A 26,711-nucleotide genomic window follows, 5' to 3' on the forward strand; every position below is an offset into this window, starting at 1 on the left:
GGGGCACGTGCCAACCGGGCGGAAGTGCACCTGGGAGGGGCGCGTGGGCACCGAACTCAACCGCCGCTGGGAGTCCGGAACGCACGCCTACAGCGTCTCCGACCCCTTCGGACAGGGCCCGCTGCCCTGGCTGCGCAGCCCGGACCAGTACCTGGCCGGAGCGGAGGGCGCCGTCCCCTGGTACGTCTCGGTGGACGCGCCCGGCCAGCAGCCGCTGACCGCCGGGGCCCGGCCCAAGCCGTCGGTCGGCACTCCGCAGAGCTCCAACGACGTGGACCAGCAGATCAAGGGCTTCGCCTCGGCCGGGGTGATCCGCCCCGGCGGCTCGGTGGACTTCCGGGTCACCGTCAACCCGCCCCGCGAGTTCACCGTGAGCGTCTTCCGGATCGGCCACTACGGCGGCGACGGCGCCCGCCACATGACCACCAGCCCGCCGGTCTCCGGCCTCGCCCAGCCGGCCCCGCTGGTGGTCGACCGGACGGTCTCCTGCCACCACTGGTGGCACTCCTGGCGGCTGCAGATCCCGGCGCACTGGAAGCCCGGCGCGTACGTCGCCGTGCTGACCACCTCGGACACCGCGCACCGCAGTCACATCCCGTTCACCGTGCGGGACTTCGAGGACCGCGGGCACAACACCGCCGAGCTGCTCCTGGTGCTCCCGGACGTGACCTGGCAGGCGTACAACCTGTTCCCCGAGGACGGCCGCACCGGCGCCAGCCTGTACCACGCCTGGGACGGCCGGGGCGGCCTGCTCGGTGAGCCGGAGGCGGCCGTCACCGTCTCCTTCGACCGCCCGCACGCCACCGCCGGGCTGCCGCTGCACGTCGGCCACGCGTACGACTTCATCCGCTGGGCCGAGCGCTACGGCTACGACCTCTCCTACGCCACCGCCACCGACCTGCACGCCGGCCTGGTCGACCCCGCCCGGCACCGGGCGCTGGTCTTCCCCGGCCACGACGAGTACTGGTCCGCCCCGATGCGCCGGGCCGCCGAACGGGCCCGGGACGGCGGCACCTCGCTGGTGTTCCTCTCCGCCAACACCATGTACTGGCGGGTCGAGCTGACCGCCGCCGCCTCCGGCGAGCCCCACCGGCTGCTCAACTGCCGCAAGCGGCAGAAGGTCGGGCCCGGCAGCCCGGCCGCGGGCGTGTCCGGCTCCGCCAGCGCGCTGTGGCGGGACGCGGGGGAGCCCGAGCAGCACCTGCTCGGCGTGCAGTACTCGGGCCGGGTCGCCGCGCCCGTCCCGCTGGTCGCCCGGCACACCGCGCACTGGCTCTGGGACGGCACCGGCCTGCAGGAGGGCGACGAGCTGCCCGGCCTGGTCGCCGGCGAGGCCGACCGGTACTACCCCAAGGTGGCGCTGCCCGAGCACACCGAACGCGTGCTGCTGGCCCACTCGCCCTACCAGGACCTGTCGGGCCGCACCCGCTACCAGGAGACCTCGCTGTACCGGGCGCCCAGCGGCGCGTACGTCTTCGCGGCCGGCACCTTCGCCTGGTCGCCCGCGCTGGGCCGCCCGGGACTGACCGACGAGCGGATCCAGCGGGCCACCGCCAACCTGCTGGACCGGCTCTGCAAGAACTGAGCCCCGGCGGCCCCGGGGGAGCGGGACCGGCGGTCGTGAAAGACTGCGGGGGCAGTGACCTCCCCTTTCGCAGTGCCCCACGCCCGCGAACGACCCCTGAGGACTGAGACACCTTGAGCGGATTTGTCACCAAGCCCGAGCCGGTCCAGGTACCCGGCCTGGTCCACCTGCACACCGGCAAGGTGCGCGACCTCTACCGCACCGAGTCGGGTGAGCTGGTCATGGTCGCCAGCGACCGGACGTCCGCCCACGACTGGGTGCTGCCGAACGAGATCCCCGACAAGGGCCGCGTCCTCACCCAGCTGTCGCTGTGGTGGTTCGAGCGGATCGCGGACATCGTCCCCAACCACGTGATCTCCACCGAGGTCCCGGCCGGCGCCCCCGCCGACTGGAAGGGCCGCACGCTGGTCTGCCGCAGCCTGGACATGATCCCGGTCGAGGCCGTCGCCCGCGGGTACCTGGCCGGCTCCGGCCTGACCGAGTACGAGCAGAGCCGCACGGTCTGCGGCATCGCCCTGCCGGAGGGCCTGGAGAACAGCTCCGAGCTGCCCGCCCCGATCTACACCCCGGCGCTCAAGGCCGAGGTCGGCGAGCACGACGAGAACGTGCCCTACGAGGAGACCGCCCGCCGGATCGGCGCCGAGCTGGCGAACCAGCTGCGCCGCACCACCCTGGACGTCTACGCCCGCGCCCGGGACATCGCCCGCGAGCGCGGCATCATCCTGGCCGACACCAAGTTCGAGTTCGGCCTGCTGGACGGCGAGCTGGTGATCGGCGACGAGGTGCTCACCCCCGACTCCTCGCGCTACTGGCCGGCCGACGAGTACCGGCCGGGCCGCTCGCAGTCCTCCTTCGACAAGCAGCTGATCCGCGACTGGCTGGTCTCCCCGGCCTCCGGCTGGGACCGCCACGGCGAGCTGCCGCCGCCGGCGCTGCCGGACGAGGTCGTCGAGCAGACCCGGGCCAAGTACATCGAGGTCTACGAGCGGCTGACCGGCACCACCTGGGCCTGACGCCCGCCGGGACGCCCCCACGGGGGCGCCCCGAGGACGCCCGCGGGCACGGCTGCGGCTCAGATCCAGCCGTGCTCGCGGGCGATCCGCACCGCCGCGTGCCGGTTCTCCGCGCCCAGCTTGGTGGCCGCCGAGGACAGGTAGTTGCGGACGGTGCCCTGGGACAGCGCGGCCCGCTCGGCGATCTCGGCGATCGGGGTGCCGTCGGCGGCGAGCTCCAGGACGTCCGTCTCGCGCGGGGTCAGCGGGGTCTCGCCCGCGCTGATCGCGTCCGCCGCCAGCTCCGGGTCCACGTACCGGCCGCCGGAGCGCACGGTGCGGATGATGCCCGCCAGGTCCGCCGCCGAGACGGTCTTCGGCAGGAAGCCGCGCACGCCGACCTCCAGCGCCCGCTTCAGGTAGCCGGGGCGGCCGTGCCCGGTGACGATCATGCAGCGGCAGTCCGGCAGCAGCCGGCGCAGCTCGGCGCTCACCTCGATGCCGTCCTTGCCGGGCATCTGGAGGTCCAGCACCGCGACGTCCGGCCGGTGCGCCTGCGCCATCGCCAGGGCCTCCGGGCCGGAGCCGGCCTGCGCGACCACCTCGATGTCGTCCTCCAGCGAGAGCAGCGCGGCCAGCGCGCCCCGGATCAGGTGCTCGTCGTCGGCGAGCAGGACGCGGACGGGCGCGGTGTCGGTCATCGGTCGGCACTTCCTCGGGTCACTCGGGTCGGGCGGGTTCGCCCGGGTCGTTCGGATCGCCAGGGTCCGTTCGGTTCGCCCGGGTCGGGCGGTTCGCCCGGGTCCGTTCGGTTCGTCCGTCCGCTCAGTTCGGCAGCGGGACGGTGGCGAGCATCCGGAAGACGCCGGGCCCGGCGGTCGGCACGGTCAGCTCGCCGTCGTGGGCGGCGAGCCGCTCGCGCAGTCCGCGCAGCCCGGTGCCGCCGCCCTGGGAGGGGAGCGGCACGGCGGGCACCCCGTCATTCTCCAGCTCCAGCACCGCCCGTCCGCCCTCCCGGCGCAGCCGGATCAGGCAGCGCTCGGCCTCACTGTGCCGCAGCACGTTGGTGGTGGCTTCGCGGATCACCCAGCCGAACACCGCCTGGACGTGCGGCGGCAGTTCGTCGGCGTCCTCGCCGAGGTCGATCTCGCAGGCGACGTCGGCGGAGCGGAGCACCGCGCGGGCGCCGATCGCCTCGGCGTGCAGGTCGGCGGTGCGGTAGCCGCGGATGACGTCGCGGACCTCGCGCTGCGACTCCTGGGCGATCCGCTGCACCTCGGCCATCTGCTCGGCGGCCTCGGGGCGGCCCCGGCGGGCGAGCTGGACGGCGAGTTCGCTCTTCAGCGCGATCGTGGTGAGGTTGCGGCCCATGACGTCGTGCAGGTCGCGGGAGAAGCGCAGCCGTTCCTCGGCGACGGCCAGCCGGGACTGCGTCTCGCGGGCGCCGTCCAGTTCCCAGACCACCGCGGTCAGCCAGGCGAAGCTGCGGCAGCTCAGCGCGATCAGGGGCATTCCGAGCAGCGTGCCGATCAGCTGCCCGACGGTGGTGCCGGCGCTCACCCCGGCCAGCATCATCGCCGGGGCGACCGCCGAGGCGAGGGCGACGGCGACCGGGGCGGACCACCGCAGCCGGAGGCCGACGGAGATCGGGCCGTAGGCGACGATCAGCAGGACGGTGGCGACCAGGACGGTGGACGGCGGAGCGCCGGTCCCGTCCGCCCGCGGGCCGGCCAGCAGCAGGGCCCAGATGCCGCCGACGGTGACCGCGCCGTTGACGACGAGCCAGCGGCGGTGGTCGGCCGGCCGGCCGAGGTAGTGGTCGAGCGAGGTCCGGCAGGCCCGGATGCCGACCAGGGTGGTGACCAGCGAGACGGCCAGGGAGACCCGGGCGGCGCCGGGCGAGTACTCGTCGAGGTGGGCGCCGAGGCTGAGCAGCGCCACCGGCACCGCGGCCAGTGGCATCAGGTAGATCGACCAGCGGAAGTAGAGCTCCGCGCGGTGGGGTTTGCCGTAGCCCTTCCATCTGCGCAGTGGTGAGCGCATGTCCACGTGTCGTCCCCCCAGTTCCACCATGATCGTGCTGCTGCCTTCATATCAGAGGTCGAACCGGGGGAAATCCTTGGTTTGCTGTCGAGCGGTCAGCGGCGCGGCTCCCAGCGGAAGTAGCGCACCGCGCCCCAGACCGCCAGGCCCAGCCAGATCGCACCGGTGACGAGGTGCGGGCCGGCGGCGCCCCAGCTGCCGGCGAAGCCGGTCGCGGCGGCCGAGCCGTCGGTGCCGAACCAGCCGACGCGGATCAGCTGGAAGGCCGGGGTGGTCGGCAGCAGTCGGCAGGCGTCGGCCACCTGCGCGGGCATGACCTCCAGCGGGATGAACAGGCCGGAGCCGAGCTGGATGATCAGCATGATCGGCAGGGTGGTGATGCCGGCGCTCTCGACGGTCCTGGTGAAGGCGCTGGACAGCGCTGCCAGGGCGATCATCGTGGCCAGCACCAGCACCAGGCCGACGACCATCAGCAGCGGGTTGACCGGCACCGCCAGGTGCAGTCCGACGCTGCCGCCGATCCCGATCAGTGCGGCCATCAGCAGGCCGAGCGCGAGCGAGGGGACGGCCGTGCCGAGCAGGATCTCGATGTCCCGGGCCTCGCCGGTGCGCAGCCGCTTGAGGACCAGCTCTCCGCGCCGGGCGACGTAGGCGGCGGTCAGGTTGTAGTAGACGACGAAGGACAGCATCATCCCGACCGAGCCGTAGACCAGCAGCGAGTCGACGTCCAGCCCGGGGTTGTCCTCGGCCTGCTTGCCGAGGGTGCCCTTCAGGGAGAAGACCAGGAGCAGCGGCAGCAGCAGGGCGGTGAACATCGCCGTGCGGTTGCGCAGCAGCAGGACGGCCTCGGCGCGGCCGAGGGCGAGCAGCCGGCGGGTGGCGGTGCCCTGCGGGCCGGTGGCGGTGGGCACGGCGGTGGCGGTGGCGGCGGTGGTCATCGGGCGGATCCGATCAGGCGGCGGCGGGCGGGACGGGCGGGGGCGGCGGGGGCCTGCGGCGGGGCCTGGTGGGCGGCCTCGGAGGCGATGGCGAGGAAGGCCTCCTCCAGCGAGGCGCTGCGGGCGTCCAGGGCGCCGAGCGCGACGCCGTGCCGGTGCGCCCAGTCGAGCAGGGCGTGGAGGGTGTGCTGGAGGTCGCCGGTCTGCACGGTGACCTTGCGGCCGTCGACGGTGACCTCGGCCGGGGCGAGCGGCGGGAGCGAGGTCCCGGCGAACTCGGGCAGCTCGAAGGAGATCCGGGACGGCCGTCCGGCGATCACCTCCGCGACGGTGCCGGAGGTGATGATCCGGCCGCCGTGCATGATGGCCAGCCGGTCGGCCAGCTCCTCGGCCTCCTCCAGGTAGTGCGTGGTGAGCAGCACGGTGGTGCCCTGGGCGCGCAGTTCGCGGACCAGCCGCCAGACGGCGGCGCGCGCCTCGGGGTCGAGGCCGGTGCTGGGCTCGTCCAGGAACAGCACCTCGGGGCGGCCGAGCAGGGCCATCGCGAGGTCGAGCCGGCGCCGTTCGCCGCCGGACAGCTGCTTGACCCGGACGTCGCGGCGGTGGGTGAGGCCGACCAGCTCCAGGGCCTCCTCGACCGGCCGGGCGCCGCTGGTCATCCCGGCCCAGACGCGGCCGGTCTCGGCGGCGGTGAGGTCGCCGGGGAAGCCGCCCTCCTGGAGCATGATGCCGATCCGGGGGCGGACGGCGGCGCGCTCCCGGTGGGGGTCGTGGCCGAGCACCCGGACGGTGCCGTCGCTGGGGGCGGCCAGGCCCTCGATGAGCTCCATGGCGGAGGTCTTGCCCGCCCCGTTGGTGCCGAGCAGGGCGAACAGCTCGCCGCGGCCGACGGTCAGGTCCATGCCCCGGACGGCGTGGTGGCCGGTGGCACCGCTGCCGTAGTGGCGGTGCAGGTCGGTGACCTCGATCACATGGTCGCTGGGGCGGGAGGGGCGGCTCGTTTCCATGCCCCAAGCCTTCCGCCGGCCCGGCCGTGCGGGCAGTGCGCGCCGTCATGACATCGCGGTGGGGATCCACGGGTCGGCGATGACAAATGTCATGGGGCATTCGCGGGCGGGAATGCCGAAGGGCCCCCTCGATCGAGGGGGCCCTTCGTTCCGGAGCGGACGACGAGATTCGAACTCGCGACCCTCACCTTGGCAAGGTGATGCTCTACCAACTGAGCCACGTCCGCATGGTCAAACTATTGAGTTGTGCTGTGCTCGCGCACTGCGAGCGGACGACGAGATTCGAACTCGCGACCCTCACCTTGGCAAGGTGATGCTCTACCAACTGAGCCACGTCCGCATGGTGCCTGGTGGGGCACCCGCCGCCTCTTCGGATCTCTCCGTTGCGGCGACGAGGAATACTCTACAGCATCGTTCGGGGTGGTCGCCCCACCCTTTCGATCCGGGCGGGCAGGGCGACCGGGGGCCTGGTGCCCCGGGGGTCAGTTCGCCTCGGCGAACGCCTCGTACACGTGCTTGGGGATGCGGCCGCGGGCCGGCAGTTCCATGCCGCGGGACAGGGCCCAGGCGCGGACGGCGGCGGGGTCCGGGGTGAGCGCGGTGCGGCGGAAGGACTTTCCGGTGCGGCTCTGGCGCCGCCCGGCGGCGACGAACGGGGCGAGGGCCTCCCGCAGCTTTTCCGCGTTGTCCACGGACAGGTCGATCTCGTACGACTTCCCGTCGACGCCGAAGTGGACGGTTTCTGCGGCGGCGCCGCCGTCCAGGTCGTCGGAGAGCGTGACAACTACACGCTGAGCCATGGGTGTCAATCCTCTCGGGCAATTCGGCCACCGGTCCACGGGGGTGCTCCCGGGGCCTGATGTGCACCTACTCGCGCAAGCGCATACGGGCAGGCCGGTGGCCCGCCTGATACGCAGCACTTGCCGCGACAGGTGGCCCTATTCTGCACCCGAAGGGGGTCGAAATCGAAGAGTCCGGCATTCTTTTCCGGATATTCACGTGTCTTCGCGGGACTGTCGGATACCGATGTGCGGGACGGGCGGATCTGTCCCCAAGTGCCGTATTCGGGTGTTCTCCGGAGGGGGCGGTTCCGGGCGCCGAAACCCCGGAAACGGGCCGCTCCGGACGGGGGGCCGGGGCCCCGGATCCCTTGCGGCGTAAGGGGCCCGGGTCTACGCGCGTCGCTATCCCCGGCCAGCAATCCTGCCCGAAACCACCGGTAGTCTGGAGTTCCCCCGCCTCACCGAAGACACCACCGGGAGTGCCAGTGGCACGCGTCGTAGTCGACGTCATGCTCAAGCCGGAGATCCTCGACCCCCAGGGCCAGGCGGTGCAGCGTGCACTGCCCCGTCTCGGATTCACCGGGATCGCCGACGTCCGCCAGGGCAAGCGTTTCGAGCTGGATGTGGAGGGCCCGGTCGACGACGCGGCGCTCGCCCGTATCCGCGAAGCCGCCGAGACCTTTCTCGCCAACACCGTGATCGAGGACTTCACCGTCCGGGTCGAGGAGGAGGGCAAGTGACCACCCGCGTCGGCGTCGTCACTTTCCCCGGCTCCCTCGACGACCGCGACGCCCAGCGGGCGGTCCGTCTCGCGGGTGCCGAGCCGGTCGCCCTGTGGCACCGTGACAAGGATCTCCACCAGGTCGACGCCGTCGTCCTGCCGGGCGGATTCAGTTACGGCGACTATCTGCGCTGCGGTGCGATCTCGCGCTTCTCCCCGGTGATGGAGACCGTCATCGAGCAGGCGAGGCTCGGAATGCCGGTCCTCGGTATCTGCAACGGCTTCCAGGTGCTCTGCGAATCCCACCTGCTGCCCGGTGCGCTCACCCGCAACGACTCGCTGCACTTCATCTGCCGCGACCAGAAGCTGCGGATCGAGAACGCCGGCACCGCCTGGACCCGGGATTACGCGGCGGGCCAGGAAATCGTCGTCCCGCTGAAGAACGGCGAGGGCCGGTTCGTCGCGGACCAGCACGTCCTGGACGAGCTGGAGGCGGAGGGCCGGGTGGTCGCCCGTTACCTGGACGTCAACCCGAACGGTTCGTACCGCGACATCGCCGGCATCACCAACGCCGCCGGCAATGTCGTCGGCCTGATGCCGCACCCGGAGCACGCCGTGGAGCCGCTCACCGGTCCGACCACCGAGGGCCTGGGCTTCTTCACTTCCGTCCTGAAGCAGCTGGTGAACGCCTGATGAGCCTCGACACCGTCAAGAACGCCGAGCAGACCCCGGACGCCGCCCAGCCCTGGGCCGAGCTCGGCCTCAAGGAGGACGAGTACGCGCGCATCCGGGAGATTCTCGGCCGCCGCCCGACCGGCGCCGAACTCGCGATGTACTCGGTCATGTGGTCGGAGCACTGTTCGTACAAGAGCAGCAAGGTCCACCTGAAGCAGTTCGGCGAGAAGAAGCCCGATTCGGACGCGATGCTCGTCGGCATCGGCGAGAACGCCGGTGTGGTCGACGTCGGCCAGGGCTACGCCGTCACCTTCAAGGTCGAGTCGCACAACCACCCGTCGTACATCGAGCCCTACCAGGGCGCGGCCACCGGCATCGGCGGCATCGTGCGCGACATCCTGGCGATGGGCGCCCGCCCGGTCGCGGTGATGGACCCGCTGCGCTTCGGCGCGGCCGACCACCCGGACACCCGGCGTGTGCTGCCCGGGATCGTCGCGGGCATCGGCGGCTACGGCAACTGCCTGGGCCTGCCGAACATCGGCGGCGAGGTCGTCTTCGACTCCTGCTACCAGGGCAACCCGCTGGTCAACGCGCTGTGCGTGGGCGTCATGAAGCACGAGGACATCCACCTCGCGCAGGCGTCCGGCGCCGGCAACAAGGTCGTCCTGTACGGCGCCCGCACGGGCGGCGACGGCATCGGCGGCGTCTCGGTGCTGGCCTCCGAGACCTTCGACGACACCAAGCCGGCCAAGCGCCCGGCGGTCCAGGTCGGCGACCCGTTCCAGGAGAAGCTCCTCATCGAGTGCACCCTGGAGATCTTCCGCGAGAAGCTCGTCAAGGGCATCCAGGACCTCGGCGGCGCCGGACTGTCCTGCGCCACCAGCGAGTTGGCCTCGGCCGGCTCCGGCGGCATGCGGATCGAGCTCGACACCGTGCACCTGCGCGACCACACGCTCTCGCCGGAGGAGATCCTCATGAGCGAGTCGCAGGAGCGCATGTGCGCGATCGTGGAGCCCGACAAGATCGACCGCTTCCTGGAGATCTGCGAGAAGTGGGACGTCATCGCCAACGTCATCGGTGAGGTGACCGACGGCGAGCGCCTGGAGATCTACTGGCACGGCGAGCTCGTGGTGGACGTCCCGCCGCGCACCGTCGCCCACGAGGGCCCGACCTACGAGCGCCCGTTCGCCCGCCCGAGCTGGCAGGACGCGCTGCAGGCCGACGCCCCGACCGCCGAGCGGCTGGCCCGCCCGACCACCGGCGAGGGCCTCAAGGCCGACCTGCTGAAGGTCGCGAGCCACCCGAACCAGGCCTCCAAGTCCTGGATCACCGACCAGTACGACCGCTACGTGCTCGGCAACACCGTGCTCTCGCACGGCGAGGACTCGGGCATGATCCGGATCGACGACGAGACCAACCTCGGCGTCTCGGTCGCCACCGACGGCAACGGCCGCTTCGCCAAGCTGGACCCGTACACCGGCGCCCAGCTGGCCCTGGCCGAGGCGTACCGCAACGTCGCGGCCGGCGGTGCCAAGCCGCTCGCCGTCTCCGACTGCCTCAACTTCGGCTCCCCCGAGGACCCGGACGTGATGTGGCAGTTCGCCGAGGCCACCCGCGGCCTGGCCGACGCCTGCCTGGTGCTCGGCACCCCGGTCACCGGCGGCAACGTCTCGCTGTACAACCAGACCGGCGAGGTCGCCATCCACCCGACCCCGGTGGTCGCGGTGCTCGGCGTCATCGACGACGTCACCCGGCGCACCCCGGTCGCCTTCGCCGAGGAGGGGCAGCTGCTCTACCTGCTCGGCGACACGGCGGACGAGCTCGGCGGCTCGGCCTGGTCCCAGGCGGTCCACGACCACCTCGGCGGCCTGCCGCCCAAGGTCGACCTGGAGCGCGAGCGGCTGCTCGGCGAGATCCTGATCGCCGCCTCGCGCGACGGCATGATCGACGCCGCGCACGACCTCTCCGACGGCGGCCTCGGCCAGGCGCTCGTGGAGAGCTGCCTCAAGGGCGGCCACGGCGCGCGGATCATCGTGCCCGAGGGCGCGGACCCGTTCGTCCTGCTGTTCTCGGAGTCCGCGGGCCGCGCCGTCGTGGCGGTGCCGCGCAGCGAGGAGCTCCGGTTCAACGACATGTGCACCGCGCGCGGCCTGCCGGCCACCCGGATCGGTGTCGTGGACGGCCAGGACCTGGAGGTCCAGGGCCAGTTCAGCGTTTCGCTGGCCGAGCTGAAGGACGCCCACACCGGCGTCATCGAGGCCCTGCTGGGCTGACGGCACCCGTCCCGAGGGGGGGGGGGGGGGGGGGGGGCGGCGGGCCCCCCCCCCCCGGGGCCCCCCGGGGGGCGGGGGGGGGGGGCCCCCCCCGGCCCGGGGGGGGGGGGGGCGGGGGGCCCCCCCCCGCCCCTCGGCGTATCTTGGGGCCCATGCCTCCCAAGTCCCGTACGTACCAACCGCAGAAGGTCCGCGCCGCACTGGCCGCCCAGACCGGGGCGCTGTGCTCCGTCGTGAGCGGCCTCACCGCGGAGCAGCTGGACCTGCCGACGAGGCTGGGCGAGTGGACGGTCCGGGAGCTGGTCGCGCACCTCGCCGTCCAACTCGACTACGTGCCCGCGCACCTGGACGATCCGCTCCAGGGCCGCCCGCCCCTGGACCTGTCGGGGTGGGTGGCGGCGGTCGGCACGGTCGCGGCAGTGCTGGACGAGCAGGCCAGGGAGCGGGCCTCGGCGGACTTCGGCGGGGATCCGGCCTCGGTGGCGGTGGCCTTCGGACGGTCCGCCGACGCGCTGACCGGACTGCTGGAACGGCCCGAAGCGGCAGACCCGGCATGGCGGTTCGAGATCCGGCTCGGCTCGATGACGCTCGCCGACATGCTGGTGACCCGGCTGGTGGAGACCGTCGTGCACGCCGACGACCTGGCCGACGCGCTCGGCCTGGACGCCTTCCCGCACGACCGCCAGGCCCTCGCCGCCGTCACCCGGATGCTGGCCGACGCCTTCGCGGACCACGTCCCCGGCGGCGCGGTGGAGCTGCGGATCCCGCCGTACGCCGTCGTCCAGGCCGTGGAGGGCCCCCGGCACACCCGGGGCACCCCGCCCAACGTGGTCGAGACCGACCCGCTGACCTGGATCCGGCTGGCCACCGGGCGGACCGACTGGGCGGCGGCGGTGGAGGCGGCCGCGGTGTCCGCCTCGGGGGAGCGCAGCGACCTGCGGGCGCACCTGCCGGTGCTCGGGTAGCCGGCTCAGCGCAGTTGCCCTGCCGCCGCCTCGGCGACCTTGCGCAGCGGCTCGCCGGCGATGTCCCGACTCCGTTGGGGTGCGGTCGGGTTCGGGACCGCCGGGGGCTACGGGACGGCCGGGCCGCCGAGGTAGGTGCCCTCCGCCGAGTACGGCCAGGCGTTGGGCGTGCAGCCCTTGAGGCCGTAGATCTGCTGCATCATCGCGGGTGCCGGCTTGCCGGGGGCGGGGCAGCCCTCGTGGCCGTGGCCGATCCGGTGGCCCACCTCGTGGTTGACGATCAGCGCCCGGTACTCCTCGATCGGCCCGCTGAACTGCGGTGAACCGGTGTTCCAGCGCTTGGAGTTGACGACCACCTGGTCGCCGACGTTGCAGTTGACCTCGCCGTGGGTGTCCAGGCCGGAGGCGCCGCAGATCCGGTCCACGGTGGCCGGTGAGGCGATCTTCACGGTGAAGTCGTACGAGCCGGTCGCGACCAGCTGGAAGCCGTTCCGGCGGTCGTTGGTCCAGCCGCGCGGGTCGCCGAGGATGCCGTGGATCTGGGCGGCGGCGTCCGCCGCGTCGATCCCGATGCCGTCCTCGACCTCGACCCGGTAGCGGCGCACGTTGCCGCGCCCGACCGCCTTGGCGTTGGCCGGGGCGGTGGTGAAGGTGCCCGGGCCCTTGGTGGGGCCGGGATCCGGTGCGGTGGGCGTCGGGGTGGGCGTGGGCGTCGGTGTGGGCGTGGGCGTGGCGACCGGGGTGGGGGTCGGCGTCGCCGCGGCGGTCTCCTCGCCGGGCGGGACGGCCCGCGCCTGGGTGGTCGGGGCGGCGGCCGGAGTGTCGGAGTGCCGGTCCAGCAGGACCGCGGTGGCGCCGAGCAGCACGGCGGCTGCCACCACTGCCGTGAGCATGCCAGGGCTCACTCTCCGACGGGGCCGGCGGCGTCTGCGGCCGCCCTTCTTCTGCTGGGCGGCTCGCCTACTGGCGGGTCGGACTGCGGGCACGACCGTCACCTTGGCATGGCGAACGGGTGAATGTCCATGTACCCGGTATGCAGATCGCCGGGTCTTCCTCCACACCGGGCCGTGCGCCGGCGCCGTGACATCACCGATCGACCGCACCTCGGACGATGCACCCACGGTGCGGCGGTTGACCCCTGCGTCTCGGGTGGCAGACTTCAGGGCATGGCGATTCACAGGAATCTTCTCGACGGTCCCGAACCGACCCTCCTGCCCGAGGAGGAGCGGCCCTACCGCATGCTGGCGGAGGAGTCCGCCTCACCGACCCAGGTGGCGGCCGAGTTCCCGTCCTTCTGCCTGGCCTGGGCCATGCTCGCCGACGACGCCTACGCGGCCGGCCGGTACGTCGAGTCGTACGCCTACGCCCGTACCGGCTACCACCGGGGCCTGGACGCGCTGCGGCGCAACGGCTGGAAGGGCCACGGCCCGGTGCCGTGGGAGCACCGCGGCAACCGCGGCTTCCTGCGCTGCCTGGCGGCGCTCGCGCGGGCGGCCGGCGCGATCAAGGAGACCGAGGAGGAGGCCCGCTGCTGGCAGTTCCTGAAGGACAGCAGCGCGGAGGCGTACGCGGAGCTCAAGCAGTAGGACCCGGACGTGCGGGTGCCCCCGGCGGAGGACCGCCGGGGGCACCCGTGTTCCACGCGGCTGCCGCGCTCGCACGCGGCCGCCGGGCTCACTTCAGACGCTTGCCCGCCGAACGCAGCTGCTCGGCGGCCTCGACCACGCGGGCGGCCATGCCGGCCTCGGCCAGCTTGCCCCAGGTGCGGGGGTCGTAGGTGTTCTTCTTGCCGACCTCGCCGTCGACCTTCAGCACGCCGTCGTAGTTGGCGAACATGTGGCCGGCGACCGGGCGGGTGAAGGCGTACTGGGTGTCGGTGTCCAGGTTCATCTTCACGACGCCGTTCTCCAGCGCGGTGGCGATCTCCTCGGCGGTGGAGCCCGAGCCGCCGTGGAAGACGAAGTCGAACGGGTCGGTCTTGCCGTACTGCTTGCCGATCGCGTCCTGCAGCTCGCGCAGCAGCTCCGGCTTCAGCACGACGTTGCCCGGCTTGTACACGCCGTGCACGTTGCCGAACGAGGCGGCCAGCAGGTAGCGGCCCTTCTCGCCCAGGCCCAGCGCCTCGGCGGTGCGCACGGCGTCGTTGACGGTGGTGTACAGCTCGTCGTTGATCTCGTGGGTGACGCCGTCCTCCTCGCCACCGGTCGGGGTGATCTCGACCTCAAGGATGATCTTGGCGGCGGCGGCCTGGGCCAGCAGCTCCTGGGCGATGGCCAGGTTGTCGGAGAGGGTCTCGGCGGAGCCGTCCCACATGTGCGACTGGAACAGCGGGTTCTCGCCCTTGGCCACGCGCTCGGCCGAGACCGCCAGCAGCGGGCGGACGTAGCCGTCCAGCTTGTCCTTCGGGCAGTGGTCGGTGTGCAGCGCGACGGTGATGTCGTACTTGGCGGCGACGATGTGCGCGAACTCGGCGAGCGCGACCGCGCCGGTCACCATGTCCTTGTTGTGCTGACCGCCCAGGAACTCCGCGCCACCGGTCGAGATCTGGATGATGCCGTCGCTCTCGGCCTCGGCGAATCCACGCAGCGCGGCGTGCAGGGTCTGCGACGACGTGACGTTGATGGCCGGGTAGGCGAACTTGCCCGCCTTGGCCCGGTCGAGCATCTCGTTGTAGACCTCGGGAGTTGCGATGGGCATGCGATCCGCTCCTGTCGGGTTGCGGCGTACGGACGGTGCTGTCCGACGCTGTGTACGCCTTCGTGACGACTCCGTGCCGGCCCGCCGACGCGCGGCGTTGCGATGTGGCTCTCCGGCACCAAGGTTCGAGCGACCTCCGCGGTACGGCCATGAGGGTGGTGGGCCGCCGCGGACCGGACGCCTCGGCCATCTTCCCAGACTCGTGCCCGCAGGTCAGCAGGAGCCCGCCTGTCGGAACGCGGCACCGTGCGGCCGGTGGGGCGGGTGGGGCCCGCGTGCGTCGGGCGGCGTCGGGAGCCCGGCGCACGGTACGCCCGCCCGCCCGCAAGGTACGCCCGCTATCCTGCGCCCGTGGACTACAACCAGCTGGCCGTCAACCTGCTCGACGCCAAATCCCTGATCTCGTCCCTCGGCGCCATCGGGCTGATCGCGATCATCTTCGCGGAGACCGGCCTGCTGGTCGGCTTCTTCTTCCCGGGTGACTCGCTGCTGATCATCGCGGGCGTCGCCGCCTCGAACGCCGCCTCGTCGGTGCTCGGCGACGGTGCCAGGCTGCCGATCGCGGTCCTGCTCATCGGCTGCCCGGTGGCGGCGATCGCCGGCGCCCAGCTGGGGCACCTGATCGGTGCCAAGGTCGGGCCGAAGATGTTCGACAAGCCCGATTCGAAGATCTTCCGACGCCAGTACGTGCAGAAGGCGGAGGAGTACTTCAACAAGTTCGGCTCCGGCAAGGCCGTGGTGCTGGCGCGCTTCATCCCGGTCGTCCGCACCTTCCTGAACCCGGTCGCCGGCACCCTGGAGATGCCCGCCCGGACGTTCTTCCTGTGGAACGTCATCGGCGGTGTGCTCTGGACCGAGTCCATGCTGCTGATCGGCTACTTCTTCGGCGAGGCGCTCGCCCCGGTGATCGACAAGTACCTGATCCCGGCGGCGCTGCTGATCGTGCTGCTGTCGATCTCGCCGATCCTGATCGAGGTCGTGCGCGAGCGGAAGAAGAAGAAGGCCGGCGGCGCCGACGCCGGCGACGGCCACGCGCAGGCCGGTGGCGGTCGGCACCGGCGGAGCTGAGCGCCCGGCCCGTAGGACGGCCGGAGGGCCGGGTCTGTTTCACGTGAAACAGACCCGGCCCTCCGTCGTTCGTGCGGTCGTCCGCGGGCGTGGGGTCGTCCGGAGACGTGGGGTGGTCGGGAGGTCAGAGACCCAGGTCGTCCAGGGTGTACGCGGTCACGTACTCCAGGCCCTGCTCCTGGACGGCACCCGCGCCGCCGCGCTCCACGATCACCGCGACGCCGACCACCTCGGCGCCCGCCTCGCGCAGCGCCTCGACGGCGGTCAGCACCGAGCCGCCCGTGGTGGAGGTGTCCTCGACCGCCAGCACCCGGCGGCCCTTCACCTCCGGACCCTCGATCCGGCGCTGCAGGCCGTGCGCCTTGCCGGCCTTGCGGACCACGAAGGCGTCCAGCTTCTGCCCGCGCGCGGCGGCGGCGTGCAGCATCGACGCGGCCACCGGGTCGGCGCCCAGGGTCAGACCGCCGACGGCGTCGTACTCCAGGTGCGAGGTCGCGTCCAGCATCACCCGGCCGACCAGCGGGGCGGCCTCGCCGTCCAGCGTGATCCGGCGCAGGTCGACGTAGTAGTCGGCCTCCTTGCCGGAGGAGAGGGTGACCTTGCCGTGCACGACGGCCTTGTCCTTGATCTGTGCCAGCAGGGCGTCGCGGTCGTTGCTCATGAGCGTTCAGTCTAGGGCCTGGCGACGCCCCCGGCGCTCCCGACTAGCGGCGACGCAGCGCCCTGACCAGCACCACGGCACCGCCCAGCAGGGCCACCGAACCGCCGATCACCCACGGCATCGCGTTGCGGCCGCCGGTGCCCGGCACCACGATCCCGCCGGCCTCGCCGCCCCACCGGGACGCCGCCCGGGCCCGCGCACTGCGGGCCGGCAGCGCCGGGGCGTACGGGCCGCGCGGCGGGGCGTGGTCCACCTCCTCGGCGGACCGGCCGACGATGCTGCGGCGCACCGGGCCGGTCAGCGCCGGCTCCTCCTCGTACGCGAAGAGCGGCTCGACGGGGATCTCCTCGGCGACGGCGTCCTGCTCCGCGGCGCCGGGCTCGACGTCGTCCTCGGGCTCGACGTCGTCCCGGTCCTGGCCGGTGGCCCGGTTCGTGTCCTCGTCCTCGTCCTCGTCGGCGGAGCCGGTGGGGAGGCCGAAGCGCTCGGCGTCGGCGTCGGAGAAGGCGATCAGGTCGGAGAGGTCGTCGTCGAGGTCGTCACCGGGCTGGTCCTGACGGTCCTCGATGAAGATCACCCCGGCGGTCTCGGTCCCGGCCTCGGCTTCGGTCTCGGTCTCGGCCTCGGTCTCGGCTTCGGTCGCCGCCTCGGCGTCGGAGTCCTCGTCCTGGTCCCGGTCCTGCTCGCCCTCCGGGGCGACCAGGGCGGCGGCGAACCTGTCCAGCAGACGGCGGCCGGTGGCGTCGAGGGTCTCCTCGTCGAACTCGGTCAGCCGACCGGTGGCGCTGAGGTCGCCGGTGAAGCGGATGACGGCGGTGCCGTCCTCGGCACCGTCCGCGACGCTGACCCGGACGGTGGCCGTCGCCTCGCCGCTGCCCCGGGCCTCCTGGCCCTCGGCGAGCACCGTCAGAACGCCCTCCCGGCCCTCGATCAGCGACAGCACGCCCTTGTACGTGATCGTGGAGCTGCCGACCCGCAGCTTCAGCCGCCCGCTGATCTCCTCGGCGGGCCCGGCCCCGACCGCAGCCGGCTCGGTGCTCAGCCCCGGCACACTCCGCGCCAGCAGCGCCGGATCCTGCAGGGCCTGCCGCACCAGCTCGGCGGGCATCGGGACGACAACCTCATGCTCCATGCCACGGAGCCTACCGACCCAACCCCGCCCGGTCCCTACCCACCACCACCCGACTTTCCCCACCCCACCCGCCCCACCCCGGCCCGCCGCCCCGCCTCCTCGGCCCGTCGAGGAGGCGGCCCCGCTCCGCGCGGGGCGTCCAGGACCGGCGGTGCGCGGCGACCCGTCGGCTGCGTCTGCTTCGCCGCCCCGTCGGCTGCGGGCTGTCGTGGTCAGTGCGGGCTGAGGAGGGTGAGGGCGGCCGGGGGACGGGCGGGGCGGAGGGCGGCGAGGCGGGTGGTGGAGGTGCGGAGGGTGTCGGGGGTGAGGGCCCGGGGCGGTGGGGCGTCGGGGGCGAGGGCGAGCGGGGGGTGGGTGGCGGCGGCGAGGAGGTAGTTCTGCCCGGAGGAGTCCGGCTGCCCGGGACGGCAGCTGGCGCTGGGGCTGCCCGGGACGGCGTACGGGGCGGTCTGCAGTCCGGCCGTGCGCAGGCCGGAGTCGATCTGCCAGAGGCCGTTCAGGTCGCTCCCGGCCCGGACGGCGATCCGGCCGCCGGGGGAGAGCAGCCGGGCGGCGAGGCCGTAGAACTCCTGGGAGTGGAACTTGACCGGCCCGCCGTCGGCCGGTGCGGGCAGGTCGGCGAGCACCACGTCGTACGGTCCGTCGTCCTCGGTGGCGCTCGCGCCGCGCAGCCAGGCCATCGGGTCGGCGGCGGTGGTGCGGACCCGCGGGTCGTCCAAGGAGTGGCCGCCGAGGCCGGCGAGCCCGGGGTCGGTGCGGGCGAGCCGGGGGAGGGCGGGGTCGGCGTCGACCAGGCGGACGGAGCGGACGCCGCGGTGGCGCAGCACCTCCCGCAGGGCGAGCCCGTCGCCGCCGCCGAGCAGCAGGACCCGGCTGTCCGGCCCGGCGGCCATCGCGGGGTGGACCAGGCCCTCGCTGGCCCGGTACTCGTCGGGCCCGCAGACCGCGAGCCGTCCGTCGAGGTAGAGCCGGAGCGGGCCCTCGGCGGGGCCGGTGAGCACGATCTCCTGGTTCCGGCTGCGGGTGGCGAAGCGGACCTGGTCGCCGTAGAGGGCGTGCCGGGCGGCGCGTTCGATCGCGTCGGAGCCGGCCGCGGCCGCGGCGAGCAGGCCGAGGACGAGCAGGCAGCCGCCCCAGAGCAGCCGTCGTATCCGCGGGGCGGGTTCCTCCCGGAAGAGCCAGAGCACCAGGGCGGCGCCCGCGACGGCGTTGACGGCGCCGGTGAGGAGCGCGCCGTCGCCGGGGCCGAGCGTCGGCATGATCAGGAACGGGAAGGCGAGTCCGCCGATCAGTGCCCCCACGTAGTCGGCGGCGAAGAGGTCGGCTGCCGCGCGCCCGGCGTCCTCGCGTCTGATCCGTTGGACGAGGGTCATCAGCAGGGGGATCTCGGCGCCGATCAGGATGCCGATGAGGCAGGTGAGGCCGACCATCACGGCCTGGTAGCGGCCGAGCCAGGCCCAGCAGGAGTAGAGGGCGAGGACGGAGAGGCCACCCGTGAGGGCGAGCGCGCACTCGACCAGGGCGAAGGCGGTGGCGGGCCGGCGGGTGAGCCGTTTGGCGAGCAGCGAGCCGAGGCCCATCGCGAACACCATGACGGAGAGCACCACGGAGGTCTGGGTGACGGTGTCCCCGAGCAGGTAGTCGCCGAGCGCGACGAGTTCGAGTTCGTAGACCAGCCCGCAGGCCGCACAGACGAAGGCGGCCGTCAGGACGGCCAGCCGGGCGAGCCGGGGGCGGGAGCGCAGCCGGGATCGACGGCGGGCGGGCAGTGGGGCGAGGCCGTGCCCGGGCCGGGGTGGGGCGCCGTCGTCGAGGTCCACTCGCGGGCGTGCGGGCGGACCGGCCGGATGGTTGATCACGAACAAACGCTAGGGGACGTGCGGGACGGATAGCTGCGCCCATCCGACGGACAGTGGGCCACGCCGGATTGACGAACCGTTCCTGCGTACGATTCGAAGGGCTTTCCTTGGCAGCCTATGGCCGGGTCGGTGTTCGCGTCCCGGCTTTCGGGAGTCACGGCCCCGACACCACGAGCGCGGAGCGGGTGCACACCAGCTGCCCCTCCTGCGGGTAGGCGTGCCAGGTCCGCCAGAGCAGGCGGTCGGTGCCGCCCTGGGTGACCAGCGCGGTGAAGGCGCTCGGGTCGCCGGGGAAGACCCCGGCGAGGCCGCGCGGGTGGCCCTCGACCAGGGCCAGCAGTTCCTGGGCGCGGGCGGCGAAGTCGTGCGGCGGCAGCGCCTCGATCCGGGCGGCGAACTCGTACTCCCAGCCGCCGACCTGCTTGGCCACCCGGGCCGGCAGCGGGGTGCGGCGGCCGGGCAGGCAGGCGACGGTCTCCAGGCACCGGCCGGGACCGGCGTCGATCACCACCTGGTGCGAGGCGCCCAGCAGCCGCAGCTGGAGGGTGCCGGTCGCGCCCGGACGGCCGCCTCCGTCGAGTCTCAGGTCGCGGACCGCGAGAGCGGGCAGCGGGTCGCCGCCGAGGCACCAGGCGAGGTCACCGGCGCGGGTGTCCGTGTAGGAGGTCTGCAGTGTGGTGAGCATGCTCGGCTCCGCGTTTCAGCTCCGTGCGCGCCCGCCGAGCAGCAGCGAGTAGGCCTAGGCGATGGCGAGGCTGTTCGTGGCTGTGCGGCCCTGGGCGCGGCCGACCGTGGAAGGAAGGATTCCGGCTGGAGATTCAGCAGCAGAGAAGCACGAATACGCCGGGTCCGCCGGTGATTTACCCAACTTTGTCAAGCATTCACCGTTTCGAGCACACCTGCTTCCCGGCTCTGATCGACCCGGTGTGCGACTTTGCACAGCGCGCGCCCCTGCCACCGGGTCGTGCGCCGTGCGCGCCGGTTGTGCGCTGCCAGTGCGCATCACGCGCCGCCGTCCTCGATGCACGGGGCGGGGAGGGCGGCGGAGATGTGCCGGAAGGTGCGCCAGTTTTTCCCTGGGGGCGGCAAACGGGCCGTCCGATCAGGCGAGTTGATGGCCCCTCAGGATAGGCGTCCGGTCGGCGTCGACCGTCGTCGGGAGGTGTGAAAGGGGGCGCGCGGGCTCTCTGAAGCGCCGCAGGCGGGACACACGCTCCCGGCGGACGTCATCCCTTTTGCAGCAAGTGAAGCGGATCAGGCTACGGCCGCCGTCGGATCCGTCGTCCGGCGCGGGGTGGCAGGTGTGACCCGCCTCACGGGCGTCCGTCGAAACTGCGTCAGCTTCCCTTGTCATCTCACTCTTCGCACTGATCCGAGGTGCGGACAGCATGGGGGTGTCGTTGTGGCGGATGACGGGGCGAAGGCGGGTGGGCCGGAGTTCAAGGTCCGGCCGGGGGAGTTGACGGACGCCGCGCCGACCTTCGAGAACCAGAGCAAGGCGCTGAAGACGGCGCTCGACACGCTCAAGCGCAGTCTGGCCGACGCGGGCAGTCCGTGGGGTGGTGACAAGCAGGGCAACGAGTTCGCGACGGCGTACAACGGTCCGCACGACAAGGTGCTCTCGGCGCTGGACGTCCTGGTCCAGGGGCTCGGCAGCATCGGCGCGGGGCTGCGCGCCCACGCCGACAACCATGCCGGGGCCGACGACCACGCCAAGAACCTGCTGTCGTGATCCGCCCCGTCCCTTACCTCGGGTCGGCCTGTGGGTGAGTCCACGGTCGCGAAGGCCGTTCAGAAGGTCACCGGCATGTGGTGGCCGGATGCGGACCCGGACAAGTTGCGCAAGGTCGCCGACGCGTGGGAGGCGATGGCCACCGCCATCGACAACGTCACCGCGCCGACCAATCAGGCCGCGGCCGCCATCGTGGCCAACAACCACGGCCCGGCGATCGACGCTTTCGGCACGTTCTGGGGGCAGTACTACGGCGGCAAGGACAGCGCGGGCAAGGGCAAGGGCTGGCTGCCCGACACCGCGGAGGCGTGCCGCAGCCTGGCCAAGGCGCTGCGCGAGTTCGCCCACGAGGTCGACAAGGCGATCAAGAAGCTGGAGGAGGAGGCCGCGATCGTCGGCGGCACCCTGGTCGTCGGCGCGGCCCTCGCCTTCGTGACCTTCAGCATCTCGGCGGACATCGCCGCCGCCACCGCCGCGGGCATCGTCGCCACCGCCGCGTCGGTCGGTGTCGCGGTCTCCGAGGTCGTGGCCACGATCGCGGCCACGATCCTGGTCGGTGCCGTGTTCGGTGCGGTCGAGGCGATCGCCGTGGACGTCGCCGTCGCTCAGCCGATCCGGGTGGAGTTCTTCGGTGACGGCGGCTACAGCCTCACCGAGGCCGCCGACTCCGCCAAGACCGGCGGCATCATGGGCGCGGCCGGCGGCGGCCTCGGCGCCGGCGGACGTGCCGTGGCTGCCGCCGCCGAGAGCGCCGAGAGCGCCTCGGTCGTCCTCAACGGTCTCGCCAGGGTGGCCAACGCCGCCGACACCCTCCCGGGCCGCATGGTCACCGGTGCCGGCCTCACCTACGGCTACGACGCCGCGTTCAAGACCGGGCCCGTCATGCCCCTGGACCTCATCGTCGGCGCAGTCGGCGCCGCGGCCGCGCCCGGAGGTACCCCGAAGCGCCGCCCGAGCTTCACGGGGGCCGAGGCCAACGGCTTCGCGCGCACACCTGACGGCGCTCCCGAGCCGTGGGTGTCCGAATCCGGATCCCGGTACGTGCACGACCCGGAGAGCAGTACGGGAATCGACCCCCGGGCCGTCAGGATCTACGAGGAATACCGCACCAGGACCGACGACATCGCGGAGGTGGCCACCGACGCCAAGGTCGATCCGCGAATCGTCGAAGTCGCGAAGAACAACCTCATGGTGAACCGCCATGACGTTCAGATCGGCCCGGGTGAGAAGAACGTCATGAAGGACGTCTACTTCGAACCCGAATGGGAGATCGCGCGGCGCTGGAACGCCATCGTGAAGGGCATCCCGGCGCCGAAGGACAAAATCGAGATCATCCGCTCCGTCATCGCCCACGAGTACGTGGAGGCCAAGCTCTTCGAAGCCGGCCTCCCGTATCTGCCCAGCCACCCCGACTGCTGGGTGGGCGCCCGGCCGGAAGCCCATCCCGACCACTTCAGCGCCCACCAGCTGGCGCCCAACAGCTTTGATAAGATTGACTTTTCGAGCGACAACATAACCAGTTCACTCTGGATCTGGAAGAAGTACGGTATCGAGGTTCCGCCCGTTCCGATTGCCGACGATCTCTCGAATCTCGACGTTCTGGTCGACGCGATTAAATCCCACCTCCGGGCGAAAGGTTACGACCTCAAGTGAGTTCCGACGCTGTGCAGTCGATGGTTGATCGCCTCAAGGCCGTCGACTGGAAGTCCCCGGGCGAGGCCATCGAGAAGGGCTATTCGCGCGCTGCGCTGATGGAGGAGTACTTCCGGCGGGCCGCGCTCTGGCTCGACGCCTATGGAGAGCCCCAGATGTGGCCCTTCTTCGACCTCGCGGAGATCGTGGACCCTTCCGTCCGTGCCGACCCGGCGGTGATCGCGGACATCGAGAACTTCATCGACGACGCCTCCGGCTCGTCGTACGCCATGGACAGCGGCGCGGCCGCCGTCCAGTGGGCCGCCCTGACCAGTGCGCCCGGGGTGCAACTGCCCCCGCTGCCGGATCCGTTCGAGCCCCTGCTCCGCCTCTACGAACGCGGCGGCTCCAGCTTCCGCTTCACCAACGGCTTCATCGACTTCGGCATGACCATGGTGCCGCGCAGCACCTGGCGGAAGCACCTGGCCCCGAGCCCGGCCGTCGAACTGGACGACCGGGCTCTGGACGCACTGGACGCGGAGGGCTGGGCCCGTTTCAACAACCCGACCGGCTGACGTCCACACCCCGACCGGCCGGCGTCGACGCCCCGACCGGCCGGCGCGCCGGTCAGAGCCGCTGGAGTCGTGCCACCGCCTCGCGCAGGACCTCGTCCTTCTTGCAGAAGGTGAAGCGGATCAGGCTGCGTCCGGCGTCGGCGTCGTCGTAGAAGACGGCGTTGGGGATGGCGACGACGCCGCAGCGCTCGGGCAGGGCGCGGCAGAACTCGACGCCGTCCTTCTCGCCGAGCGGGGTGATGTCGGTGGTGACGAAGTACGTGCCCTCGGGGGTGAAGGCCCGGAAGCCGGCCGCGGTGAGGCCGTCGACCAGCAGGTCGCGCTTGCGCCGCAGGTCGGCGCGGAGGGTGTCGAAGTACGTGTCGGGCAGCCGCAGCGCCTCGGCGACGGCGTACTGGAACGGGCCGGCGCTCACGTAGGTGAGGTACTGCTTGGCGGTGCGCACGGCGGAGATCAGGGCCGGGCTCGCGGTCACCCAGCCGACCTTCCAGCCGGTGAAGGAGAAGGTCTTGCCGGCGGAGGAGATGGTGACGGTGCGGTCGCGCATGCCGGGCAGGGCGGCCATCGGGTGGTGGGTGGCGCCGAAGACCAGGTGCTCGTAGACCTCGTCGGTGACCACCAGCAGGTCGTGCTCGACGGCCAGTTCGGCGATGGCCGTCAGCTCGTCGGCGGTCAGGACGGTGCCGGTGGGGTTGTGCGGGGTGTTGATCAGCAGCAGCCGGGTGCGCGGGGTGATCAGGGCGCGCAGCTCGTCGAGGTCGGGGCGGAAGTCCGGGGCCCGCAGGGTGAGCGGGCGGCGGGTGGCGCCGGCCATCGCGATGCAGGCGGCGTAGGAGTCGTAGAAGGGTTCGAGGGCGATCACCTCGTCGCCGGGCTCCAGCAGGGCCAGCAGGGTGGCGGCGATGGCCTCGGTGGCGCCGGCGGTGACCAGCACCTCGGTGTCGGGGTCGTACCCGAGGCCGTGGAAGCGCTGCTGGTGCTCGGCGATCGCGGTGCGCAGCTCGGGGATGCCGGGGCCGGGCGGGTACTGGTTGCCGCGGCCCTCGCGCAGGGCCCGGACGGCTGCCTCGCGGACCTCCTCGGGCCCGTCCGTGTCCGGGAAGCCCTGGCCGAGGTTGATCGAGCCGGTGGCCGTGGCCAGGGCGGACATCTCCGCGAAGATCGTCGTTCCCATGCCCGCCAGTCGGCGGTTCAACAGCGGCCTCGCACTCATGCCCGGCTCCTCGTGGCTCGTCGGTGGGGTCCATCCTCCGGGGCGGGCGGACGCGCGAACAAGACCGTCGGCCCGTGTCGTTCGACCCGGTCGAGCGCTACGTCACGGCGCCGACGAACCGCGGACGGCCAGGGCCTGGTTCCGGTAGCGGTCCTGTCCGGTGATCTCCTCCCCGAACCAGGCCGGGGGCTCGAACGCCTCCGCCTCGGCGGGCGAGTCGAACTCCACCTCGACGGTGCGCAGGCCCTGCAGCGGGCCGGCGTACACGTCCAGGTAGGCGGTGGTCGGACCGAGCGGCACGGGCGTCCTGGTCTTCTCCAGCCGGGCGCCGTCCGTGGCGGGCCACAGTTCGGTGAACTGCTCCGCGGAGAGCTCGACCTCCAGCTCCGTGCGGACGAGGCCCGAGCCCTCCTTCACGGTGAGGAAGCAGCGCTCGCCGTGGCGCCGCAACCGGACCTCCTTCGGGCCGAGCGCCACGTACCCCTGGAGGATGCGCTCGCCGGCGGGCGCCGCGGGCTCCAGCTCCGGCCGGTCCGCCAGGTACTTCCGCTCGATCTCCACGCCCATGACCGTGACCCTCCTCGTCCACGTGCCGTCGTCCACGTGCCGTCGTCCGCGTACCTGCGCCGGAAGGCCCGGACCGGGCCCCGGGGCCCCCGGCAGCCCGAACGGTGCCGGGACGGTGCCGGGGTCGGGGGCCGGGAACGGGCACGGCCCGCCACCGGCGCGAGTGCCGGGCGGGCCGTACCGGACGGTGCCGGGGAGGGATCAGGCCTCGTCGGTGCCCTCGGGGGCCTCGCCGTCCTCGCCCTCGATCTCGTTCTGCAGGCCCAGGCGCTCGACGATCCACTGCTCGAAGCCGACCGCGGCCTGGGTCCAGTTGGCGGTGGTGGTCACGAAGTAGTCCAGGTTGACGCCGTGGCCGACGATCATCTGGGCCTCGCCGATCAGGCGGACGACGCCGTCCTCGTGGGTGTGGGTGTAGACCTTGGGCCAGAGGGTCTCGCGGTTCCACTCGTCGATCAGGTCGAGGACCTCGCCCTTCTTCTCCAGCGGGTACGCGCGGTCGTAGAAGGCACGGACCGCGAAGAGCTCCTTCTGGTCGCCGCGGAACATGTAGTAGACGCGGAAGCCCTCCCAGGGGGCGGTGAGGTCGCCCTCCTCGTCCACGACGTGCTTGAGCTGCATCTGGTCGAGGAGCTGGGCGACCAGGCTCTGGTCCGGCACGATGATCGGCGGGGGGCCGGCCGGCTGCCCGCCCTGGCCGCCGGGCTGTCCGCCCTGGGGCGCGCCGAAGGACGGGATGGACGACGGGTCGATGCTCATGGGGGTCCTCTTCCTCAGTGCACGTGGTGGCCGGCAATGAGAGGCCGCCCTTTCCATCTCCCATCCTGCCTCATTCGGGGCTCCGCTCACAGGGGCACCCGGGGGCGCGTCGATCTTCGCCGCGGCGCTGTTCGGGGGTCTGCCGCGGGGCTCGCGACGGGGCTCGCGGAGGGGTCACGGCGGGCGGCGGTCACGGAGGGTGGCCGGTCGGTGCGACGGGCCGCGCGACGGCGCTTGAGTGAGCCACGTCACGCGCCCGGCGCACGGGTTCGCCTGCCGGGCGGGCCGGATGCGGTTAGCGTGCGATGGAACTCGCTTCACACAAAGCCCGTTCTGCAAGGGCAAGTTGAGCTGTTCCGAGTCGAGGGGGGAACACATGGACGGAACGGTGACGGGGGAGGGGGCATCGCTCGGGGCACTGCTGCGGACCATCCGGCTGGACCGGGGGATGACGCAGGAGCAACTGGGTGACGCCACGGGGTTGAGCGTGCGGTCGATCCGGGACCTGGAGCGGGGCGTGTCCTGCCCGCGGGTCTCGACCCTGCGGCTGCTGACCCAGACCTGGAACCTGCCGGAGGCGCAGGGAGCCGAGCTGCACCGGCTGGCGCGCGGCTGGCGGGACCGGTCGAGGCGGCGGCAGCGGCGGGGCGCGGCCGACTGACGGCGGGCGCCGCGGTCGGCGCACGTACGGGGCCCGGCCGGCCGGACACGGCTGCGCGGGGCCCCCCCCCCCCGGGGGGCGGGGGGGGGCCCCCCCCGGCCCCAAATAAACACCGGGCCCCCCCCCCCGCCCGGGTGGGCGGCGCCCCCCCCGGCCGGGCGCCCCCCCGCGGCG

Annotated in this window: 26 protein-coding genes and 2 tRNA genes; 12 read left to right on the forward strand and 16 right to left on the reverse strand. The window is 72.7% G+C overall.

The window, feature by feature from the left end; genetic code table 11:
• The first annotated feature begins 43 nt into the window (after positions 1-43).
• Positions 44-1,585: a N,N-dimethylformamidase beta subunit family domain-containing protein gene (locus ACIRST_RS28790; protein ID WP_350519625.1), complete on the forward strand. Its 1,542-nt coding sequence runs from the start codon at positions 44-46 to the stop codon at positions 1,583-1,585.
• 113 nt (positions 1,586-1,698) lie between these two features.
• Entirely contained in the window at positions 1,699-2,598 is a 900-nt protein-coding gene (locus ACIRST_RS28795) for a phosphoribosylaminoimidazolesuccinocarboxamide synthase (RefSeq protein ID WP_350519626.1), read from the forward strand.
• A gap of 59 nt (positions 2,599-2,657) precedes the next feature.
• On the opposite strand, the gene ACIRST_RS28800 is transcribed toward ACIRST_RS28795, so the two are convergent.
• The 7 genes from ACIRST_RS28800 to ACIRST_RS28830 form a co-directional block, all read right to left on the reverse strand.
• A complete protein-coding gene (locus ACIRST_RS28800; protein WP_350519627.1) occupies positions 2,658-3,278 on the reverse strand; it encodes a response regulator transcription factor in 621 nt (206 codons plus the stop codon).
• Between the two features lie 124 nt (positions 3,279-3,402).
• Positions 3,403-4,620: a sensor histidine kinase gene (locus tag ACIRST_RS28805; RefSeq protein ID WP_402805461.1), complete on the reverse strand. Its 1,218-nt coding sequence runs from the start codon at positions 4,618-4,620 to the stop codon at positions 3,403-3,405.
• 95 nt (positions 4,621-4,715) lie between these two features.
• Complete coding sequence (locus ACIRST_RS28810) at positions 4,716-5,558, reverse strand: ABC transporter permease (protein WP_402805464.1); 843 nt, start codon at positions 5,556-5,558, stop codon at positions 4,716-4,718.
• Positions 5,555-6,565 carry an ABC transporter ATP-binding protein gene (locus ACIRST_RS28815; RefSeq protein ID WP_402805467.1) on the reverse strand — a complete coding sequence of 337 codons (1,011 nt, stop codon included), beginning with the start codon at positions 6,563-6,565 and terminating at the stop codon, positions 5,555-5,557. The genes ACIRST_RS28810 and ACIRST_RS28815 overlap by 4 nt, the downstream gene beginning before the upstream one ends.
• A 154-nt stretch (positions 6,566-6,719) precedes the next feature.
• A tRNA-Gly gene (locus ACIRST_RS28820) sits at positions 6,720-6,792 on the reverse strand.
• Positions 6,793-6,832: 40 nt separating this feature from the next.
• A tRNA-Gly gene (locus ACIRST_RS28825) sits at positions 6,833-6,905 on the reverse strand.
• A 142-nt stretch (positions 6,906-7,047) separates the two neighbouring features.
• A complete protein-coding gene (locus ACIRST_RS28830) occupies positions 7,048-7,365 on the reverse strand; it encodes an Lsr2 family protein (RefSeq protein ID WP_030056585.1) in 318 nt (105 codons plus the stop codon).
• 467 nt (positions 7,366-7,832) lie between these two features.
• Between ACIRST_RS28830 and purS the strand changes: the two genes are divergently transcribed.
• From purS to ACIRST_RS28850, 4 genes are all read left to right on the forward strand, one after another.
• Positions 7,833-8,087, forward strand: a complete 255-nt coding sequence (gene purS, locus ACIRST_RS28835; protein ID WP_049654013.1) for a phosphoribosylformylglycinamidine synthase subunit PurS — start codon at positions 7,833-7,835, stop codon at positions 8,085-8,087.
• A complete protein-coding gene (gene purQ / locus ACIRST_RS28840; RefSeq protein ID WP_350519631.1) occupies positions 8,084-8,761 on the forward strand; it encodes a phosphoribosylformylglycinamidine synthase subunit PurQ in 678 nt (225 codons plus the stop codon). Before purS ends, purQ begins: the two co-directional genes overlap by 4 nt.
• The gene (gene purL, locus ACIRST_RS28845; protein WP_350519632.1) at positions 8,761-11,016 is read left to right on the forward strand and encodes a phosphoribosylformylglycinamidine synthase subunit PurL; all 2,256 of its coding nucleotides are present in this window, start codon (positions 8,761-8,763) and stop codon (positions 11,014-11,016) included. The genes purQ and purL overlap by 1 nt, the downstream gene beginning before the upstream one ends.
• Before the next feature lie 152 nt (positions 11,017-11,168).
• Positions 11,169-11,981, forward strand: a complete 813-nt coding sequence (locus tag ACIRST_RS28850; protein WP_402805472.1) for a sterol carrier family protein — start codon at positions 11,169-11,171, stop codon at positions 11,979-11,981.
• Positions 11,982-12,088: 107 nt separating this feature from the next.
• Here ACIRST_RS28850 and ACIRST_RS28855 read toward each other — a convergent pair whose 3' ends face one another.
• Entirely contained in the window at positions 12,089-12,874 is a 786-nt protein-coding gene (locus tag ACIRST_RS28855; protein ID WP_402805473.1) for a DUF3152 domain-containing protein, read from the reverse strand.
• A 273-nt stretch (positions 12,875-13,147) separates the two neighbouring features.
• On the opposite strand from ACIRST_RS28855, the gene ACIRST_RS28860 reads away from it, so the two are divergent.
• A complete protein-coding gene (locus tag ACIRST_RS28860) occupies positions 13,148-13,567 on the forward strand; it encodes a DUF3151 domain-containing protein (RefSeq protein ID WP_350519635.1) in 420 nt (139 codons plus the stop codon).
• A gap of 88 nt (positions 13,568-13,655) precedes the next feature.
• Here the strand turns inward: ACIRST_RS28860 and fbaA are convergent, their stop codons facing one another.
• A complete protein-coding gene (gene fbaA / locus ACIRST_RS28865; protein WP_350519636.1) occupies positions 13,656-14,678 on the reverse strand; it encodes a class II fructose-bisphosphate aldolase in 1,023 nt (340 codons plus the stop codon).
• 351 nt (positions 14,679-15,029) lie between these two features.
• Here fbaA and ACIRST_RS28870 point away from each other — a divergent pair, with 351 nt between their 5' ends.
• Positions 15,030-15,746, forward strand: a complete 717-nt coding sequence (locus ACIRST_RS28870; protein ID WP_350519637.1) for a VTT domain-containing protein — start codon at positions 15,030-15,032, stop codon at positions 15,744-15,746.
• Between the two features lie 124 nt (positions 15,747-15,870).
• Here the strand turns inward: ACIRST_RS28870 and pyrE are convergent, their stop codons facing one another.
• The 4 genes from pyrE to ACIRST_RS28890 form a co-directional block, all read right to left on the reverse strand.
• The gene (pyrE, locus tag ACIRST_RS28875) at positions 15,871-16,407 is read right to left on the reverse strand and encodes an orotate phosphoribosyltransferase (RefSeq protein ID WP_350519638.1); all 537 of its coding nucleotides are present in this window, start codon (positions 16,405-16,407) and stop codon (positions 15,871-15,873) included.
• A 43-nt stretch (positions 16,408-16,450) separates the two neighbouring features.
• The gene (locus ACIRST_RS28880) at positions 16,451-17,539 is read right to left on the reverse strand and encodes a hypothetical protein (RefSeq protein ID WP_402805476.1); all 1,089 of its coding nucleotides are present in this window, start codon (positions 17,537-17,539) and stop codon (positions 16,451-16,453) included.
• A 212-nt stretch (positions 17,540-17,751) separates the two neighbouring features.
• Positions 17,752-19,398: a polyamine aminopropyltransferase gene (locus ACIRST_RS28885; protein ID WP_402805479.1), complete on the reverse strand. Its 1,647-nt coding sequence runs from the start codon at positions 19,396-19,398 to the stop codon at positions 17,752-17,754.
• Positions 19,399-19,552: 154 nt separating this feature from the next.
• Positions 19,553-20,083, reverse strand: a complete 531-nt coding sequence (locus ACIRST_RS28890; RefSeq protein WP_402805482.1) for a DUF2617 family protein — start codon at positions 20,081-20,083, stop codon at positions 19,553-19,555.
• A gap of 717 nt (positions 20,084-20,800) precedes the next feature.
• Here ACIRST_RS28890 and ACIRST_RS28895 point away from each other — a divergent pair.
• The 3 genes from ACIRST_RS28895 to ACIRST_RS28905 are packed head-to-tail and all read left to right on the forward strand — an operon-like array spanning position 20,801 to position 23,337.
• The gene (locus tag ACIRST_RS28895) at positions 20,801-21,130 is read left to right on the forward strand and encodes a WXG100 family type VII secretion target (RefSeq protein WP_350519521.1); all 330 of its coding nucleotides are present in this window, start codon (positions 20,801-20,803) and stop codon (positions 21,128-21,130) included.
• A 30-nt stretch (positions 21,131-21,160) separates the two neighbouring features.
• On the forward strand, positions 21,161-22,783 hold the full coding sequence (locus tag ACIRST_RS28900; protein WP_402805485.1) for a hypothetical protein: 1,623 nt from the start codon (positions 21,161-21,163) through the stop codon (positions 22,781-22,783).
• Positions 22,780-23,337, forward strand: a complete 558-nt coding sequence (locus ACIRST_RS28905; protein WP_350519643.1) for a hypothetical protein — start codon at positions 22,780-22,782, stop codon at positions 23,335-23,337. Before ACIRST_RS28900 ends, ACIRST_RS28905 begins: the two co-directional genes overlap by 4 nt.
• A gap of 52 nt (positions 23,338-23,389) precedes the next feature.
• Here the strand turns inward: ACIRST_RS28905 and ACIRST_RS28910 are convergent, their stop codons facing one another.
• The 3 genes from ACIRST_RS28910 to ACIRST_RS28920 form a co-directional block, all read right to left on the reverse strand.
• The gene (locus ACIRST_RS28910; RefSeq protein WP_402805488.1) at positions 23,390-24,550 is read right to left on the reverse strand and encodes a pyridoxal phosphate-dependent aminotransferase; all 1,161 of its coding nucleotides are present in this window, start codon (positions 24,548-24,550) and stop codon (positions 23,390-23,392) included.
• 102 nt (positions 24,551-24,652) lie between these two features.
• On the reverse strand, positions 24,653-25,117 hold the full coding sequence (locus tag ACIRST_RS28915; RefSeq protein WP_402805491.1) for an adenylate cyclase: 465 nt from the start codon (positions 25,115-25,117) through the stop codon (positions 24,653-24,655).
• A 201-nt stretch (positions 25,118-25,318) separates the two neighbouring features.
• Positions 25,319-25,876 (reverse strand): YbjN domain-containing protein, encoded by a 558-nt coding sequence (locus ACIRST_RS28920; RefSeq protein ID WP_350519646.1) that lies wholly within the window; start codon positions 25,874-25,876, stop codon positions 25,319-25,321.
• Positions 25,877-26,252: 376 nt separating this feature from the next.
• Between ACIRST_RS28920 and ACIRST_RS28925 the strand changes: the two genes are divergently transcribed.
• Positions 26,253-26,537 carry a helix-turn-helix transcriptional regulator gene (locus ACIRST_RS28925; protein ID WP_350519647.1) on the forward strand — a complete coding sequence of 95 codons (285 nt, stop codon included), beginning with the start codon at positions 26,253-26,255 and terminating at the stop codon, positions 26,535-26,537.
• Positions 26,538-26,711 lie beyond the last annotated feature (174 nt).

It is taken from the genome of Kitasatospora sp. NPDC101447, from assembly GCF_044767225.1.
Taxonomy (GTDB): Bacteria; Actinomycetota; Actinomycetes; order Streptomycetales; family Streptomycetaceae; genus Kitasatospora.

Excerpts from the sequence above, each read along its gene's own strand:
- ACIRST_RS28800 (WP_350519627.1), bottom strand. The coding sequence starts at position 3,278 with ATGACCGACACCGCGCCCGTCCGCGTCCTGCTCGCCGACGACGAGCAC.
- ACIRST_RS28805 (WP_402805461.1), bottom strand. The coding sequence starts at position 4,620 with ATGCGCTCACCACTGCGCAGATGGAAGGGCTACGGCAAACCCCACCGC.
- ACIRST_RS28810 (WP_402805464.1), bottom strand. The coding sequence starts at position 5,558 with ATGACCACCGCCGCCACCGCCACCGCCGTGCCCACCGCCACCGGCCCG.
- ACIRST_RS28815 (WP_402805467.1), bottom strand. The coding sequence starts at position 6,565 with ATGGAAACGAGCCGCCCCTCCCGCCCCAGCGACCATGTGATCGAGGTC.
- ACIRST_RS28830 (WP_030056585.1), bottom strand. The coding sequence starts at position 7,365 with ATGGCTCAGCGTGTAGTTGTCACGCTCTCCGACGACCTGGACGGCGGC.
- purL (WP_350519632.1), top strand. The coding sequence starts at position 8,761 with ATGAGCCTCGACACCGTCAAGAACGCCGAGCAGACCCCGGACGCCGCC.
- ACIRST_RS28850 (WP_402805472.1), top strand. The coding sequence starts at position 11,169 with ATGCCTCCCAAGTCCCGTACGTACCAACCGCAGAAGGTCCGCGCCGCA.
- ACIRST_RS28855 (WP_402805473.1), bottom strand. The coding sequence starts at position 12,874 with ATGCTCACGGCAGTGGTGGCAGCCGCCGTGCTGCTCGGCGCCACCGCG.
- ACIRST_RS28860 (WP_350519635.1), top strand. The coding sequence starts at position 13,148 with ATGGCGATTCACAGGAATCTTCTCGACGGTCCCGAACCGACCCTCCTG.
- fbaA (WP_350519636.1), bottom strand. The coding sequence starts at position 14,678 with ATGCCCATCGCAACTCCCGAGGTCTACAACGAGATGCTCGACCGGGCC.
- pyrE (WP_350519638.1), bottom strand. The coding sequence starts at position 16,407 with ATGAGCAACGACCGCGACGCCCTGCTGGCACAGATCAAGGACAAGGCC.
- ACIRST_RS28880 (WP_402805476.1), bottom strand. The coding sequence starts at position 17,539 with ATGGAGCATGAGGTTGTCGTCCCGATGCCCGCCGAGCTGGTGCGGCAG.
- ACIRST_RS28890 (WP_402805482.1), bottom strand. The coding sequence starts at position 20,083 with ATGCTCACCACACTGCAGACCTCCTACACGGACACCCGCGCCGGTGAC.
- ACIRST_RS28910 (WP_402805488.1), bottom strand. The coding sequence starts at position 24,550 with ATGAGTGCGAGGCCGCTGTTGAACCGCCGACTGGCGGGCATGGGAACG.
- ACIRST_RS28915 (WP_402805491.1), bottom strand. The coding sequence starts at position 25,117 with ATGGGCGTGGAGATCGAGCGGAAGTACCTGGCGGACCGGCCGGAGCTG.
- ACIRST_RS28920 (WP_350519646.1), bottom strand. The coding sequence starts at position 25,876 with ATGAGCATCGACCCGTCGTCCATCCCGTCCTTCGGCGCGCCCCAGGGC.
- ACIRST_RS28925 (WP_350519647.1), top strand. The coding sequence starts at position 26,253 with ATGGACGGAACGGTGACGGGGGAGGGGGCATCGCTCGGGGCACTGCTG.